Source organism: Paenibacillus sp. FSL L8-0502, from assembly GCF_038593055.1.
In the GTDB taxonomy this organism is placed as follows: domain Bacteria; phylum Bacillota; class Bacilli; order Paenibacillales; family Paenibacillaceae; genus Paenibacillus; species Paenibacillus polymyxa_D.
Genome location: NZ_CP151958.1, coordinates 3619955 through 3636766 on the forward strand (window position 1 = coordinate 3619955; position 16812 = coordinate 3636766).

Below are 16812 nucleotides of genomic sequence, written 5' to 3' on the forward strand. Positions count from 1 at the left end.
CATGAGAAAACAGGCTCCATTGCCGTTTCATCGAATACGCCGTTGTATCCATCAGAGTATGGAATTAAAAAGTATTGTAGCTAATATATAATGGTTCAAATGATATGTCAACATTCCTAACGCATAAACTTATAAAAAATTATATTTTATCACCATGTAACATGTCTATGACGTATAAAATATCACTTCCCTACAAAATTAGGATTGATTTTCAGACCAAAACACGCCAAAATGGTTTAAAAGTCCGTTTTAACTTGATGATGGTGGAAAAATAAAGCAGACGGATAAAATCACATGTCATATTTGTTATCAATGAATATCATCCCCATCGCTAACTACCCTTCATATTACAGAGAGGAGGAGCCCGCTTGCGTTCCTTGTTGGTAATTCACTTACATTCTGACCATGTATCTGAGCAGACACACGCCGTTTCCTCATGGCAGGCAGGACCTGAACACCTTTTAGAATCCAACGGATACCTAACTCTGCCCTGCCGCAATGAATCTGAAATCAAACAGCTAATCCTTAATGCAGATGCGGCGGTACTAAACATCCCTGTAGGCACGATTAGCATGTGGGGTGGCAGGCTGGAGCAAACCAAAGCGGTCCCGTTGCTCTGGTGGTGCAGCGCAGAATCAGCGCTATCATCGACAGAGGCTTGTGAAGCTGATGTCACTGTTGATGGCATTCTAACCCCTTCTATGGCAGCCCATGAGCTGAATTGGGCTCTTCATTTTAGTGCCAAACGCTTTTTTGAACGCCAGCACTGGCAAAGTGAACGCAAGCAACTGACCGCTCGGCTGGAAGAACGCAAATGGATTGATATGGCGAAAGGAATACTTGGAGAAGTAAACGGTATCCCGGAAGCGGAAGCATATGATGTGCTACGGAAAAAAGCAATGAACGAACGCAAACGTATCGTTGATGTGGCCATTTCTATCGTCAAAGCGCAGCAAATGTTAAAAGCATAAATCTGAAAGGGGCCTGAACATGAATATCATTGAAATATTAAAAGAAGTTGGTCGTGGCAAAAGGGGCGCCCGGGATCTGAATTACGCCGAAGCCGAAGCTGCTGCCGAACTTATTATGACCCAATCAGCAACCCCTGCTCAAATCGGAGCTTTCTTTGCCGCGGAGCGCATTAAAATGGAGAGTGTTGGCGAGCTGGAAGCATTCGTAAACGTCTGTCGTAAATATACCCATCGCTTCCCGATGCAGGAAGGTATTGATTTCGCCGGTCCGTATGATGGCAGGAAGTCTTCATTTATTGCCACCTTCGCAACGGCCTTTCTACTCGCCTCATGCGGAATTCCTGTAACGATGCACGGCAGTGCACCTCTCCCTCCCAAATGGGGTGTTACGCTCCCGCTTTTATTGCAGGAAATGGGGGTAACGCCCCGGAACATGACGCGTGAAATCGCCGTTCATGCCGCGAAGCTGACTGGTGTACTGTTCGTAGCCTCCGAACAGTGGTGCGTGCCTCTGCGAGATATGCGGCCCATTCGCGAAGAACTGGGGCTTCGCACAGTGCTGAATACTGCCGAGAAACTGGTTGATTACGGTTCTTCCCCATATATTGTATTCGGCGTTTTCCACAATACTGTGTTCGAAAAGACGGCGAAACTCATACAAAATCTGAATTACCACAGAGCTCTGATCGTCCAAGGGAGCGAAGGATCGGAGGATCTGTTCATCGATCGGCCGACCCGGACTTACCTGCTTGCTAACGGCGAAGTATCATTACAGGTTATTGATCCGGAAATGTACGGACTGGATTCGGTGGTACCAGAGCATAACTGGACCCCCGCTGAACAACTGCGCATTACGGAGGAAGTGCTACAAGGCACAGCTTCTATAGCCTTTTCGAATCAAGTGTTACTCAACAGTGCGGTCCGGCTGTTCGTTGCAGGGCGAGTTGACTCCATAGAGGAAGGTTTGTATACCTGCAAACCGCTGCTAGAAAATGGGCACGCCTGGGGTTTGTATTGTCACTGGCGGGAAGCCATGCTCAGAACAGAAATAAAAACGGGAGCAGACAGATCTGAAACCCGATTGCATTTATAATTACTGGCGTCACGCAGTCTAGTGATTACGAGCCCTAAACTGTCCAACTCAAAAAGGCTAGCTCCCTCACTCATACAAGGGGGCTGGCCTTTTATGCAAAGAAAAAGTCACTTACTCCGTCCTGCTCTAGAACTCCGACCATTCCTCGTTATCTGCACTGGTTGCGGCTGCAGCCAGATGAAGGGGACGGATGCGTACAGCTGCCGTTTTGAAGCCAGGCATCCGACAGAACGGATCAAGATCAGGGCGGGTCGCCCGATTAACATTTTGTATCCCACCCCAATGCATGGGCACGAAGAGCGTATCTTCGCGGATATGTGGTTTGATCCGGCTGCGGACAGTGAAGCTGCCGCGCTGTGATGCTATTTCTACCCACTCCCCGTCCCTGATGTGCCAGCGTCGCGCTGTCCGCGGATGAATTTCCACATAATTCTCAATCTCTCGCGCGGCCAGCGACGGACTTCTGCGCGTTTGTGCACCGGTCAAATAGTGAGCCAGTACACGGCCGTTCGTCAAAATAAGCGGGTACTCCTCTGATATCTCCTCTCCTGCTCCACAGCTTTCAACCACCGTAAAAACAGCCTTTTGATCAGAATGGGCAAAGGTTTCCCGAAACATTGTATCCATACCGGCTCTGTCCGTAGACGGGCATGGCCAATATACTCCTTCTTCACGACGCAGCCTGTCGTATGTGATCCCGTAGTAATCGGCAGGACCGCCCCGGCTGGCGAGCCGCAGTTCTTCAAAGATATGCTCGGCATCCCTGTACGAGAAATAGCCGCCCTTGTTTAGCTTTGCAGCCACCTGACACAAAATGTTCCAGTCATCTCTAGCCTCGCCTGGTGCGGGCCTCGCCGCTTCCCGTAGCAGAACGCGGCCCTCCAGATTGGTCATCGTCCCCATATTCTCCAAATAAGATGTCACAGGCAAAACGACGTCAGCCATTCGCGCGGTTTCCGTGAGAAACATATCCGCCACAACCAGCAGATTCAGCTTTTTGAGGGCTTTCTCCACCAGCCGGACATTCGGGTTAGATACAATAGGATTAGAGCCCATCACGAACAAAGCTTGGATTTGTTTCTGATGGACAAGCTCCATCATTTCATAGGCGGACACCCCTTTTCCTGGCAAACTGCTTGGTTTCACTCCCCATACGGACGCCACATAGGCTCGATCTTCTTCATCCTCAATCGATCTGTAACCAGGAAGCTGGTCAGCCTTTTGGCCGTGCTCTCGTCCCCCTTGCCCGTTTCCCTGACCTGTGATAGCTCCATAACCGCATCCTTCCCTTCCAATCTTGCCAGTGGCCAGCACCAGATTAAGAAATGCACGCACCGCCATATGTCCATCTGTCTGCTGTTCAACACCCCTGGCCGTAAAAACGATGCCCGTCTCCACACTGCCAAAGGCACGTGCTGCCTGCTGGATCATTTCTACTTCAATTCCGCACAACGCAGCCGATTCTCTCAGATCCACACCCTTCAAATGAGTCAACAGCTGGTCATAGCCGTTGGTCCGCTTGCGGATAAACTCTTCATTCGCAAATCCCTCATCCACGATGACCTTTAGCATGGCATTGGCCAGCACAGCATCCGTACCCGGCTTGATTTGCAGGTGCAAATCAGCGGCGGCCGCCGTTGGTGTCGCGCGCGGGTCAATTACGATGACAAAGGCGCCGTTTTCCTTCGCCTGGTGAAAGTAAGGCATTAAGGTCGGCTGGCATTCAGCGATATTCGTACCTGCGAGCACAATACAACGAGCCAACGGAATATCAGCCAGCCTGCAGGTCAGTCCGCGATCAATGCCAAACACTTTACTGCCAGCGGATGCCGCTGCCGACATGCAGAAGCGCCCGTTATAGTCGATATATCGCGTACCTACAGCCACTCTTGCAAATTTGCCGAGTAAATAAGCCGTTTCATTGGAGAGTGAACCTCCACCGTAAATTCCGATTGCATCAGGACCTTGTGTGGACAGTAGCGTAGAGAAACTGCTAGCTATAGTATCCAACGCCTCCTCCCACTTGACGGGAACCAGTTGACCCTCTTTGCGAATGAGGGGCTGTACCAGCCTTTCCGCATGAGTCGCATGCTGATGCGCATTCATTCCCTTGATGCACAACCTACCCTGCGAGGCTGCATTATGCTTCCCTTCCGCCTTATACACTGTACGAATGATACCCGCAAGTGTCTCTGTACCCGTGCTAACGGTCATCTTACATTGCACGCTGCAAAACGGGCACTGCGTATCCATTACTGACGGTACATGTAGCCCAGCTTCCGGTTTGCCTTCTCCCGACTGACACATCAAAGCCACCTTCCTTTCGCCATTTTTCGGAATTTTATCGTCTGCACGATAGATAATTCGCCATAACTCCAACTCAACCCGTCATCCTGTCAGCATTTTGGTCCGCAGACTACCCGCTAGACCACTTCGAAGAGCAGCGTCAAGCACACTTTCCCGTAATGCCAGAACACCAGTCCTTTCAATCCACTCCCACATTTTTTCCCCATACCGGGCACTATGTCGGTATATTTGCAAGCAAGTTGCAGTCAGCAGAACCGCTTCTGTCGGGTCTTCCTCCAATCCAAGCAGGTGCCCCTGGCGAACCGGATGCTCTGCATGGCCACCCGCATAGACCTCCCAGCCTGCTGGAGAACGAGATATTCCAATATCGTGGACAAGTACACCTCCGGGATACGCCGATCCAGGACAAATAGCAACTGTAACTAACGCTGGCAATGCGAGACTTCCCCATAAAGTTGCCAACCGCTCTCTTAGCCAGGCTACTTCTACAAATGCCTGATCCATCAGATCCGACTCAACAAAAGACCGATCCTCGGCATTTAGGTTCGTAAAGCGCAGACCCGCAGAGGGCGCCTCTCCTCCGTACTGCGGTGTGACCTGAACCGCAACGCCAGCCCCTAATGGATTTGTCGCAGATCTGTCGCGCAACCCGAGAGATTCCAAGTAATAAAGTACAGCCGGACGACACAATTCACACCCCTGCTGTCTAGTCCAACCGAGACGGGATACTACTTCACCTGGAGTCTGACAGATTGCGTCCACCATAGCTGTTTTAAGCGAATCATGATCGTAATGCGTACATCCACACACAGGGACAATTTCTTGGGCGGTTGGAGTAACTACAGGTCCGGAATCTGTGGATCGGGACAAAATATTTTTGACCAGTGCAGCCACCAGCGGCCGACATCCCCCACAGGAACCGGACGCTTTGGTCCGGCTCTTCACCTCTTCCACCGTCTTCAGCTTATCCGTGGCAATCGCTCGCAAAATAGCCCCCTTACTCACGCCGTTGCATGCACATACCGTTTCTTCTTCCGGCAGTGCGGCTGCCGCATCCTCTGCTTTGCTCCGGCTGTTATCCCGGGATGTAAGCTCTGTAGCGGACGCCCCGCGCCGTACCATTCCGAGCAACGAGGTACTTTCCGCCGTATCTCCGTACAAAATGGCGCCAGTGACAGCACCGCCGTGCATCATCACTTTTTTATAAACCTCCAGCATCCCGTTATATTCCATAACTGCTGTCTCGTTTCCCTCATCGCGAATGTCTCCTGCGGAAAACACATGGATCCCCGCTACCTTGAGCTGCGCATACGGAATCGTCCCTTCATAGGGAGCCGTTTCACGACCACAAATAACTTTTGCCAGCACTTTGCCCTGCTCATATAGCGGCGCCACCAGTCCGTATGAAATCCCCCGGTGCTCAGCACATTCGCCGACGGCATAAATACCAGGAATACTCGTGCGCATATAATCATCCACGACAATGGCGCGGTTTACAGTCAGACCGCTATCCTGAGCTAATTCGATATTCGGTCGGATACCAACCGCCAGCACAACCAAATCCGTGTCCAGCCTGTTCCCGTCCGCAAACATCAAGCCTTGTGCCCTGTTTCGGCCTATGATGTTGACCGTTTCCTTCGCCAAATGAAACCTCATGCCCTGTTCCTCCAACTTTCGCTGCAGAAGCACAGCTGCCGTCCGGTCAAGCTGACGGTTCATAAGATACTGCGCATTATGAACAACCTCAGTTTCCATCCCTAGATTCAGCAGGCCTTGAGCAGCTTCAAGTCCTAACAGCCCCCCTCCGATAACCGTGGCCCTGCGGTATGTTTTGGCATATCTAGCCATGGTTTCACAATCATTCACATCACGAAAAGCAATTACTCCCTGTTTTCGCACTCCAGGAATGGGCGGCATGAAAGGCAATGAGCCCGTTGCCAATATGAGCATGTCATAAGGTTCTTTCATGCCGGATTCCGTTTCCACCATCCCGGCTGCAACATCAATACGACAGACGCGTTCACCCGCGTACAGCTTTACCCCGTTCTCTTCATACCAGTCCCAGTCATGGGTAACGATATGTTTAAATGAGCTCTCCTCCTGAAGCATTTTGGACAGGAGCACTCGGTTGTACCCGGGACGGGGCTCTGCACCAAATATCGTGATTTGGAACCGCTCTGGCTCCAAATTGAGTATTTCCTCCACACATTTGATGCCTGCCATACCATTGCCGACGACGACCAGTTTTTTCATCATGTTAAACCAGCCCCATTCTCCGAATAAAATAAGACAGAAAAAGCCCTTCTCCATTCAATGGAAAAGGGCACCGTTGCCGTAAAAGTCGGCACATCGTTGTGCCGATATGTATCTAAGATTACTGAATTGTGAATGTCATGTCAACATTCAATACATGAAAACTATATTTTCACCTTTTATTTAATTTTTTTCTCGAATTTGTGTTATGTATATTGACATACATTAGATCCTTTTTTATAATTTGAATTAAAATCACTCCAACGTGATCATACCAAGTCGACTCACAATGAAGTGTGTCAACCACGGCAATGAAGCCGCAAACCGTTTCCTAGATACCATGTAGGGGCGATTTGCGGCTTTTCATGTTCAAATTACATTTTGCAGACAAAGAACAACAATTAGAACAGGAGAGATGGAGAATGAACAAAAAAAGTTTCTGGAAAAGCGGACACAAGCCCACCTTATTTGGTTCCTTTCTGTATTTTGATATCAGTTTTATGATATGGGGGATGATCGGACCGTTGGCCGTTGTAATTGCCAATGATTATCCAATGGACCCTGTACAAAAAGCCAATCTTGTCGCTCTACCCATACTCGGTGGTTCCCTGCTGCGGCTCGTGCTCGGATTCATGTCGGATTATATCGGTCCCAAGCTCACAGGACAGATTGGTATGCTTGTCACGATCATCCCGCTTTTGCTCGGCTGGCTGTGGGTTGATTCGCTGGAGCAATTATACGTTGTTGCCCTACTCCTGGGCGTAGCTGGAGCTTCATTTGCAGCTGCGCTGCCGTTAGCCGGTCAATGGTACCCCAAAGAGCATCAAGGCTTGGCTATGGGAATTGCCGGAGCCGGTAATAGTGGTACCGTCCTTGCGACTTTGTTCGCCAACCGCATTGCTCAACATTTTGGCAGTTGGGAAGCCGTTTTCGGATTGGCCATCCTCCCCATCTTAATCGTCTTCATTCTGTTCAGTATTTTTGCCCGCAACAGCCCTCACCGCCCGGCACCAAAAAATCTGTCGCAATATGCTTCGGTGCTCAAACAGAGGGATGCCTGGGTATTCTGTGCCTTTTATTGCGTGACGTTTGGCGGATTCGTTGGCCTTTCTAATTATTTGACTATTTTCTTCAATACCCAGTATGGCCTCTCCGCGGTACATGCCGCCGATTTTGCAACCGTTTGTGTGATTGCCGGAAGCTTTTTTCGTCCTGTAGGTGGTTTTTTATCCGATCGGATTGGTGGTTCACGCATGCTAATGTACTTGTATGCGGGGGCCGGGATTATGCTCGCCGGCATTGCGTTTTTACCGCCACTTACCGTGGTAGTTGTGCTGCTGTTCGTAGGCATGATGTGCCTTGGCGCTGGCAACGGCTCTGTATTCCAGCTCGTGCCGCAGCGCTTCGGCAACGAAATCGGGCTCATGACCGGCATCGTCGGCGCTGCTGGTGGCATAGGCGGGTACTTTCTCCCTCTTATACTGGGTCATCTGTACAAATCAACGGGTTCCTATATGCCGGGCTTCATCTGTCTGAGCCTACTTACGTTCTGTGCCTTTACCCTCGTCATCATAATGCAATTGAAATGGCGTAACAGCTGGATGCGACGCTCTGCTACAGTTACTGATGAAGCCGTCAATCGCATTGGAGAATTAAATGCCTGATATTCATTAAATATAAAGCTGCGAAGCATTGAATTGTCCCTCAATCATCCCTATAGCCCAAAAAATGGCTTAACTTCGTTTATATAAAATGAAGTTAAGCTATTTTTCATGCACACTCAATCGAATCACACCTATAAAAACTATGATAATTATCACATTTGATCAATGTTTTCCGAAAATATTATGAAAATTAAATGAAATTTTCATTTAAAAAACATTGAAAATCGCTTTTATTTTCATAATTTCTCTTATGTAAACACTTATATAACCATTTTTCACACAACATACTTGTTCACTTGGTTTAAAATAAGGCGTATACTTGTTCACGAATTGTTCAAGGATGAACTAAATGTAATTTTCTAGAAAGAAGGAATTAAAAATGCGTGCTTTTCATTTTACGGAAGACGGATCTATCGAAACCAAATTAACCGGAAAAGATCTACTTGCCAACCCACTGCTGAATAAAGGAGTGGCTTTTACCTTGGAAGAACGGAAACAACTTGGACTTGACGGTCTCCTTCCTCCTACGATATTAACTATTGAGGAACAGGTTCAACGGGTTTACGAGCAATTTCAGAGCCAACCGGATAATTTGCGTAAAAATGTTGCGTTAAATGATCTTTTTAATCGCAATACGGTCCTTTATTATCGTTTGCTCTCTGAGCACCTAAGCGAAATGCTCCCGATTGTTTATACACCAACAGTAGGCCAGGCTATACAGGAATACAGTCATGAATATCACAAGCCCGGTGGTATGTATTTATCTATTGATAATCTGGCGGGTATCGAAGAGGCTTTTAAGAATTTGAACCTGGACCCTGATGATATCGACCTGATCGTAGCCACAGATTCCGAGAGTATTTTGGGAATCGGGGACTGGGGAGTCGGAGGTATTAATATCTCTATTGGTAAGCTTGCTGTGTATACAGCTGCTGCTGGTATAGATCCTAGCCGGGTGCTGGCAGTTGTTCTTGATGCAGGTACAAACAACGAGAAGCTATTGGAAGATCCTTTATATATGGGGAATCGTCACAAACGTGTACGTGGAGAACAATATGATCAATTTATTGACACTTATGTTCAGGCTGCACTTTCCTTTTTCCCGAATGCTCTGCTGCACTGGGAAGATTTGGGCAATGTCAATGCACGGAACATTATCAATAAATACGGAAATAGTATTTTGACTTTTAATGACGACATTCAAGGTACTGGAGCGGTTACACTCGCAGGTGTGATGTCCGGTGTTCAATTGTCCGGAATCCCACTGAGCAAGCATCGGGTTCTAGTCTTTGGTCCAGGAGCTGCCGGAATCGGCAATGCAGACCAAATTAGCGCCGCCATGATGCTGGAAGGACTGTCAGAAGCAGAAGCAAGACGTAACTTCTGGGCTTATGATTACCGTGGCCTGCTTACCAACGAAACAGAAGGACTTTTTCCATTTCAGGTTCCTTATGCGCGTGATGCTGCAGAATGCCGTGACTGGGAACATGCTGAAGATGGAAAAATCCCTCTGCTTGAAGTCATTCGCCGCGTGAAACCGACGATTATGATTGGTACTTCCGGTGTTAGTGGGGCATTTAGTGAGGAAATCGTTAAAGAAATGGCCAAACATACAGAACGTCCTATAATTATGCCTATGTCCAACCCGACTCCACTTGCAGAAGCAACTCCGCAAGATTTGATCCACTGGACCGAAGGAAAAGCCCTGATTGCCACAGGAAGTCCTTTTGAGCCGGTGATCTATAACAATATTAAGTTTGAAATTGGGCAATCCAACAATGCTTTCGTGTTCCCGGGTCTTGGTCTTGGCGCAATCGTGGTAAAATCCAAAATCATAACAGATAGCATGTTTGCTGCAGCTGCCCATGCAGTAGCTCAAATGGTGGATTTGTCGCAGCCTGGTGCTTCCCTGCTGCCAAAAATCAATGAATTACGCGAAGTATCTGAAGCGGTAGCCGTGGCTGTGGCCAAGGCAGCAGTTCAGGATGGAGTAGCGCGTCATCAACCGGACGATATCGCACAAGCAGTTCGAGATGCGATGTGGGACTGTAAATATAAACCCATCAAACAATATGGTCAGGAAGCGGTCCTGGTTTAAAAAATAGCGAACAACATCAAATTTATACTTGCATACGCAAAGTGATTATTTAACTGATGTCCGCCATTTTTGGCGGACATCTTCATTGGAGGCGACATCATGGCTACAGGTCATATTTTTATTATCTTAATTCCTATTTTCTTTGTCATTTTAATTGGTTATTTCGCAGGATTGTTTAAAGCTTTTAACCCCGCTTCTTCTAAGGGATTAAATACACTCGTGACGAAGTTTGCTCTACCCGCACATTTGTTTATTGGGATTACGACGACACCAAGAGAGACGTTGATTCAAAAGTGGCCCTTTCTTGTGGCTTTGCTACTTGGTGTAATCGGCTTTTATATTGTATTGCTCATTGTTTATCGCTTAATTGCCAAAAAAGGCCTGACTGAATCCTCCATGTTCGCATTGAATTCAACACAGCCTTCTTTTGCATTCATGGGAATTCCGGTTCTGGGCAGCTTGTTCGGAAGTGCGGCAGTCGCCATCCCGATTGCGATTACCGGGATCGTCGTTAATGCCATTCTTGATCCGCTTGCAAGTATTTTGGGAACGGTCGGCCAGCGCAAAACAACAGAATCCGACGGCACTAAAGGCAACTTATTTAAAGTCACTATGAAATCAGTCCTTCATGGACTCAGCGAGCCACTTGCCTGCGTACCTTTGTTTGGTGTCATATTGACTCTATGTGGATTCCACGCTCCGAAACTTTTACAATCCATGTTTGATCAAATCGGCAATGTTACTGCCGGTACAGCCCTATTTGCCATCGGGGTAACCATTGGTATCAAGAAGATTACGTTCAGTCCAAAAGCACTTAGCATTGCTGTGCTGAAAGCCATCGTAATGCCTATTGTTATGCTCGGTATTGCTGTTCTGATAGGACTATCCCATGAAGATGTAAGCAAAGCCGTACTGCTTGTCGCTTTTCCCGGCTCGGCTGTGGCCGCTATGATTGCTACCCGTTATGAAACACTGGAAACGGAAGCTGCATCTGCATTTGTTATTAGCTCAGTCTTATCGCTCATTTCACTACCCTTGCTCATTTCACTTCTTTTATAAGGGACAGAAAAGTTAAGAACCCTCAATGCAATCCAGGTATTTATAGGTGTAAAGCAAACCCGTTTGTCCTCATTTATCTTATTTTTTAAATATTGTCTGAACAATAAAGTGATTTAGTAAGAATTGAGTTGGAAAAACAACATAAATCCAGTTTGCCGACAAGCGGCGGCCCCATCGTTTCATTCACTCGGGGGCCGCCGTTCTTTTTGTATAACCTTCTACTCTCCCTTTTAATAAATACCTAACAATTAGAAAGCAAATTGTCGAAATATATATGGGATAGGTTGTATATGAAACTAAATCGCTAATTCAAAGGAGAAGAAAACGTGAAAAACTTGAAGTGGAGAACTATGTCCTTTTTTGGTAAAAATCTATTAATCTCTTTTCTTAACATCGTATTAATAGGAGCTATTCTCATCACATCCAGCTATATACTTCAAAAGAACATTCTCACCACGCAGCTGCAAGACCAAGTTAAGGTATTGACTAAAAAATGGGCAGAAGATGTTGATAAAACAAAAGTACAACAAGCATTGAATGAAAAAGATTATAACGGCTCTGTGCAACAAGATTTACGCAAATTTCTCGATTCTATTCACACACTTTATCCTAACGTTGCCCAAGCTTACATATTCGGCACAGAGCTAACAGAAGGAAATCAGACCTCCATTATTGGCGTTCCCACAAATTTAGTCCAAGCTTTCCAAGACTTAAAGATGAACATTGGGGACATGTACACTCTTCCTGACGAAAATGCACAAGCCGTAAATAAGATGCTTCAATCTAATGAATCAGCATTAAGCAGCTTTTACACGGACGAATATGGCACATGGACTACTATTGTTTACCCGATTACAGATGCTAGCGGGAAAGTCACAAGTGCGATTTACTTTGACGTAGATGCGAGCTCTGTACCTACCGGCCTTCATAAATTGCTTGTATACGGTGTTTCACTGCTCATTCTGTTTCTTGCCATCTTCTTAACGATTCAATATTTACTGGTAAAACGCACCCTCTCCCCGATTCGTAGCCTGATGAAGGGCATTGAAGAAGTCAGCGAGGGAAATCTGAATGTAAAAATCAAGACAGGCGAGGACGACCTTGGCATTATCAATCAAAAATTTAATTCAATGATCAAACACCTTAACGATACAATGGTGAAAGTACAGGATACCACGCAAGAAGTTACGGGATCTGCCCAGGAATTGTTAATCATTAGCGAGAAAAACAGTACGAATACGAACGTCATTAACAGCAATATTCAGGAAATAACCCAAGGGCTTGAAGCTCAGGATCACGCAGCACTTGAAAGCTCCAGAGCTATGAATGAAATGTCGACGGTTATCCAAACCATTGCGGAGAGCTCCTCTTCCGTAGCCGATCAAGCTTATTCTATGGAAAAACGCTCCGTTGAAGGCAATCAGGTAGCCCAAAAGCTTTCCGCTCAAATGGACTCCATCTCCACTACAATGGAAAGCACAGCTGATTCCGTTAATGCGCTGCAGAACCGTTCTAACGAAATCAGCAATATCGTCAGCATCATTACAGGCATTGCCAGTCAAACGAATCTGCTTGCACTGAACGCTTCTATTGAAGCTGCCAGAGTCGGTGAAGAAGGCAAAGGTTTTGCAGTCGTAGCGGGAGAAGTGCGTAATTTGGCTGAGCAGTCTCAAGAGTCTGCCAAACAAATCGCGGAGCTTATTGAAGAAATCCAAAAAGAAATTGAGCAAACTGTAAAAGGCATCAGCGTTGGTACAAAAGAAGTTCACGTCGGGCTGGAAGTTACAAAGCAGACAGGCGAAATGTTCTCTGAAATTTTAGATGCGTCTAATAAAGTGTCGTCACAAATCCAGGAAGTATCCAGTGCAACGGAGCAGATCTCGGCCAGCACGCAGGAAATGTCAGCTACCTCTGACGAGCTGTCTTCCACAGTTAGCAAAACAGTGGACAGCAGCAAACAAATTGAACAAACCATTGGAGAACAAGCTGAATCCATGGCTTCTATTGTCAAAGCTTCTGACAAGCTTACATTGATGTCTGGCGAGCTGGAAGAGCTTATTTCTTTCTTCAAGGTAAACCGAGAAGCCTAATTTTATAACTTCTAAATAGCCATAGATAACAGTAAAGAACCTCTAATCTGCATATAATGCGCATCAGAGGTTCTTTGATATACTCTTACGTACTTCTTAATTTATAAATCCTTCCAAAGCTGAAGTTGGCTTACCGTCAGCCTGCCAAGCACCTTTGTTATAACCCTGATTGTAACCTGGAGTTGCAGCAGGCTCCCAATAAAATACCCCTGTACCTTTACCGCCTCCGATGTTCCGAACCTTCGTTTTGATTGCAAATATAAATGACTTGGAAGCCGCAGGTTCATTATATTCCATCCCGATTTCACTGATGACAATACCTTTGCCGTATTTTGCAATGAGGTTATTGGCATTGGTAATCGTCTGATCCACCTTGCCCTGCCAGTCCGAAGGAGACGGATACAGAGACAGCCCGATGAGATCAAACTGAGCTCCATTATCAATCAGCCCGCCGATATTCCAGTTCAACACGGAATCATTATCTCCATTGGCTAAATGTACGATCGTTTTAGTACTACTGCTTACCGATTTTACAGCATTATTACCTGTATTGACGAGCCAGGCATAGTTTTTCATGTTCACTGAAGCTTTGCCATCTTCCCAGAGCATTCCATTGTTCGTCTCATTACCGATCTGCACCCAGTCCGGTGTTACCCCCTTGCTTTTCATCGTGTCCATAACATAGACCGTATGGGACCAGACTGCATCCATAAGTTGTGTAAATGTGAAATTGCGCCACGCATAAGGTTTGTTCTGTTGCCCTGGATCTGCCCAAGAATCACTATAATGTAGAGTCAGCATAACGCTCATACCTAACTTTTTAGCTCGTTGCGCCAGTTCTGCTGCCTTTTCGGCATTCATGTATCCGCTTGCATAATCTTTCATGTCAGGGTTTACCCACACACGGATACGCACCGAGTTGATCTGATAGTCATCTCGCAAAATTTGCAGTATATCTCGACGAACACCCTTCTTATCCTTCCAACTCATACCTTGCGCTTCCATTCCTGCTACCCAGCTTATATCTGCTCCTTTGGCGAAAGCAGGGGCGGCCGAAGCCGCACCCAACCCTACAGAACCGAACGGATACAATAAGCTGGATAACAAGATCAACATCGCAAATACCATCGTGCGGTTACCTGTTTTCATAAGTCATCTCCCATCCGAATTGTATACTTCTCATTGCGCTCTGTCTTTAAAACCTTAACAGCGTAGGCATCCAATTGAATGCTACCGTCATCTATCACATGATTTTCAAGCATATCCGCATAAGTTCGTCCATCCAACATAATCTTTTGCGGCTCATGCGTGAAATTCAATATGAAAATATAATCATGAACTCCATCGGTACGAATCGCCGTATTCACTCCATGAGGCAACTTCACATTGAGCGCTTTACTGATTCCTGCATCATCAATTAAACTTCTGTAAAAATGACTGTGGAATAGTCCGATGTTGCGTGATGCGATGTAATAAGCCTTTCCTTGTCCCAAACGGTTCACCGTCAAAGCTGGGCGTCCTGCATAAAAGTCTGAACCGTACACAGCCAGTACCTCTGCACCCTCTGTATGAATGAGATCACACAATTCTACAGCTTCATACTCCCCTTGCAGATCCAGCTCATTGCCTTCAACCGGCAAAATGTGATTACGGTCATGATCATGCAATCCGTCAATCTCTTCCGACCAGATCCCCAGCGTCTTACGAAGCGGGCCCGGAAAGCCTCCAAGGAAGCACAAATCATGTTCATCTACGATACCAGACCAATAGGTTGCTACGAAAATACCACCGTTTTCAACAAACTTCTGTATACGCTCCCCCACACCGCTGCGGACCATATATAACATCGGAGCTACCAAAAGTTTGTATTTGGAGAAATCTGCATCCATATGAATGACATCTACAGGCATACCCTGCTCCCACAGCGCCAAATAATGCGCTTCAGCTGTCTCTTCATATTTTACACCTTTGTTCCGCGGTCCCTGTGAATCGTTGATTCCCCAACGGTTCTCCCAGTCAAAAATGACTGCGGCCTCCGCCGGTACAGATGTACCGATAACCTCCTCCAATTTTTCCAGCGTATTACCGACATGGGTCACATCCCCGAATACCCGAGTGTGCTCATGTCCGACATGATCGACAACCGCACCATGCAGCTTTTCACTCGAACCGCGGCTTTTCCGCCACTGAAAATATTGAACGGTGTCTGACCCGTGTGCCACAGCCTGTAAAGACGAGAGCAGATGCATTCCCGGCCGCTTCAGCTTGCTAACGTCTTGCCAGTTCGTCAAACTTGGTGTACTCTCCATGAGCATCCAAGGCTTACCTCCCTTGATTGAACGAATAATATCATGCATCATGGCCACTTTAGCAGCCTGACGGCTATCATCTCCCTCACGATCATGCCATGTTGGGTAACTATCCCAGGATATAACATCGAGCAGATCAGCAAACTTCCAGTAGTTCAATCCTTCAAAAAACTCCATCAAATTGGTTGTGACCGGAATTGCTGGATTTGCAGCCTTGAGCGGCACAATCTCATGCTTGATAAAATCTGCGGTCTGATCGGTCACAAACCGTCTCCAGTCCAAATTCATGGCATGAACCTGTGTTTCACCGTGAGGTGCCGGGGACTCAACTTGGCTCCAGTCCGTAATCGTATGACTCCAAAAGGTCGTCCACCATGCGTGATTTAGCTTGTCCAGCGTACCGTATTTATCCTGGACCCAAGCGCGAAATGCCTCCTGACAATAATCACAGTGGCAATCTCCACCAAATTCATTGGAAATATGCCAGCCAATAACAGCCGGATGGTTAGCATAACGCTCGGCTAGCTTCGTATTCATGATACGTACTTTTTCCCGGTAAACAGGCGATGTAGCACAGTGATTATGGCGAAACCCGTGCAGATTACGGACACGGTTAGCCTCCACACGCAGCACCTCAGGATATTTTTGTGACATCCAGGCTGGTCTTGCTCCACTAGGAGTAGCCAAAAATGCATAGATTCCGTTCTCAGCAAACGAATCCAGAATACGATCCAGCCACTCAAACGTAAATACACCTTCCTCAGGCTCCAATGATACCCATGAGAAAATGCCAACAGACATCACGTTACATTTGGCTAGTTTCATTAGACGAATATCCTCCGCTAACACCTCAGGGTAATGCTGCCATTGCTCCGGGTTATAGTCCGCTCCATGCAGCATACGTGGAATTCGCTCACTAATCGGGGGGTACTTAGTTATGTTTTGATACGTCACTGTAAATCATCTCC

General features: G+C 46.8%; 10 protein-coding genes. 6 read left to right on the forward strand and 4 right to left on the reverse strand.

Going from position 1 to position 16812, the window contains the following annotated elements; genetic code table 11:
• Positions 1–368: 368 nt before the first annotated feature.
• On the forward strand, positions 369–971 hold the full coding sequence (locus tag NSQ57_RS15635) for an ANTAR domain-containing protein (protein WP_340932587.1): 603 nt from the start codon (positions 369–371) through the stop codon (positions 969–971).
• A 19-nt stretch (positions 972–990) separates the two neighbouring features.
• On the forward strand, positions 991–2064 hold the full coding sequence (locus NSQ57_RS15640) for an anthranilate phosphoribosyltransferase (RefSeq protein ID WP_340932589.1): 1074 nt from the start codon (positions 991–993) through the stop codon (positions 2062–2064).
• Between the two features lie 126 nt (positions 2065–2190).
• Here NSQ57_RS15640 and NSQ57_RS15645 read toward each other — a convergent pair whose 3' ends face one another.
• The gene (locus tag NSQ57_RS15645; RefSeq protein WP_342426132.1) at positions 2191–4371 is read right to left on the reverse strand and encodes a molybdopterin oxidoreductase family protein; all 2181 of its coding nucleotides are present in this window, start codon (positions 4369–4371) and stop codon (positions 2191–2193) included.
• Positions 4372–4452: 81 nt separating this feature from the next.
• On the reverse strand, positions 4453–6627 hold the full coding sequence (gene nirB, locus NSQ57_RS15650) for a nitrite reductase large subunit NirB (RefSeq protein ID WP_342425004.1): 2175 nt from the start codon (positions 6625–6627) through the stop codon (positions 4453–4455).
• 419 nt (positions 6628–7046) lie between these two features.
• Between nirB and NSQ57_RS15655 the strand changes: the two genes are divergently transcribed.
• The 4 genes from NSQ57_RS15655 to NSQ57_RS15670 all read left to right on the forward strand — a co-directional run bounded on the left by NSQ57_RS15655 (position 7047) and on the right by NSQ57_RS15670 (position 13535).
• Positions 7047–8288, forward strand: coding sequence for a nitrate/nitrite transporter (locus NSQ57_RS15655; RefSeq protein WP_029517674.1), 1242 nt, complete (start codon positions 7047–7049; stop codon positions 8286–8288).
• Between the two features lie 379 nt (positions 8289–8667).
• Positions 8668–10386, forward strand: coding sequence for an NAD-dependent malic enzyme (locus NSQ57_RS15660; RefSeq protein ID WP_318627887.1), 1719 nt, complete (start codon positions 8668–8670; stop codon positions 10384–10386).
• A 99-nt stretch (positions 10387–10485) separates the two neighbouring features.
• Complete coding sequence (locus NSQ57_RS15665) at positions 10486–11445, forward strand: AEC family transporter (RefSeq protein WP_029517676.1); 960 nt, start codon at positions 10486–10488, stop codon at positions 11443–11445.
• Positions 11446–11771: 326 nt separating this feature from the next.
• Complete coding sequence (locus tag NSQ57_RS15670; protein ID WP_342425005.1) at positions 11772–13535, forward strand: HAMP domain-containing methyl-accepting chemotaxis protein; 1764 nt, start codon at positions 11772–11774, stop codon at positions 13533–13535.
• A 96-nt stretch (positions 13536–13631) separates the two neighbouring features.
• On the opposite strand, the gene NSQ57_RS15675 is transcribed toward NSQ57_RS15670, so the two are convergent.
• Both NSQ57_RS15675 and NSQ57_RS15680 read right to left on the reverse strand, forming a co-directional pair.
• The gene (locus NSQ57_RS15675; protein WP_341070983.1) at positions 13632–14684 is read right to left on the reverse strand and encodes a glycosyl hydrolase 53 family protein; all 1053 of its coding nucleotides are present in this window, start codon (positions 14682–14684) and stop codon (positions 13632–13634) included.
• Complete coding sequence (locus tag NSQ57_RS15680; RefSeq protein ID WP_342425006.1) at positions 14681–16798, reverse strand: beta-galactosidase; 2118 nt, start codon at positions 16796–16798, stop codon at positions 14681–14683. Before NSQ57_RS15680 ends, NSQ57_RS15675 begins: the two co-directional genes overlap by 4 nt.
• Between the last annotated feature and the right edge of the window lie 14 nt (positions 16799–16812).

Bases quoted from the DNA above. Each gene is read 5' to 3' on its own strand.
- NSQ57_RS15640 (WP_340932589.1), top strand. From the start codon at position 991: ATGAATATCATTGAAATATTAAAAGAAGTTGGTCGTGGCAAAAGGGGC.
- NSQ57_RS15645 (WP_342426132.1), bottom strand. From the start codon at position 4,371: ATGTGTCAGTCGGGAGAAGGCAAACCGGAAGCTGGGCTACATGTACCG.
- NSQ57_RS15665 (WP_029517676.1), top strand. From the start codon at position 10,486: ATGGCTACAGGTCATATTTTTATTATCTTAATTCCTATTTTCTTTGTC.
- NSQ57_RS15660 (WP_318627887.1), top strand. From the start codon at position 8,668: ATGCGTGCTTTTCATTTTACGGAAGACGGATCTATCGAAACCAAATTA.
- nirB (WP_342425004.1), bottom strand. From the start codon at position 6,627: ATGATGAAAAAACTGGTCGTCGTCGGCAATGGTATGGCAGGCATCAAA.
- NSQ57_RS15655 (WP_029517674.1), top strand. From the start codon at position 7,047: ATGAACAAAAAAAGTTTCTGGAAAAGCGGACACAAGCCCACCTTATTT.
- NSQ57_RS15675 (WP_341070983.1), bottom strand. From the start codon at position 14,684: ATGAAAACAGGTAACCGCACGATGGTATTTGCGATGTTGATCTTGTTA.